1 protein-coding gene is annotated in these 280 nt (G+C 49.6%); it reads right to left on the bottom strand.

The annotated features are described in order from the left end of the window. Nucleotides 1-273 (bottom strand): pyridoxal-phosphate dependent enzyme (locus L0U88_RS20800; protein WP_234868800.1); only part of this gene is annotated, 273 nt, incomplete at its 3' end. Nucleotides 274-280 lie beyond the last annotated feature (7 nt).

Raw genomic sequence — 280 nt, 5'->3', positions numbered from 1 at the left:
AGGCATGATCAAAGTCATTTTGAGTCCCAAAATGCTGGCAACCATGGCCAAGGCAATACCGGTATTTCCGCTCGTTGCTTCTACAAGCCTATCACCGGGTTCGATCTCTCCCCTTTCCAGGGCACATTTGATCATGTTGTAGGCAGCGCGGTCCTTGACACTGCCACCGGGATTCTGTCCTTCGAGTTTGCAAAAAATCCGGACGTTTGGGTTTTGGTGGATTCGCTGGATCTCTACCAATGGGGTGTTGCCTATCAATGAGACTAGTTTCATCCTTCGT

This window comes from Flavihumibacter fluminis (assembly GCF_021491375.1).
GTDB classification, from domain to species: domain Bacteria; phylum Bacteroidota; class Bacteroidia; order Chitinophagales; family Chitinophagaceae; genus Flavihumibacter; species Flavihumibacter fluminis.
Note: the sequence above shows the minus strand (reverse complement) of the source record. Positions and strands in the feature narration are given on the sequence as shown.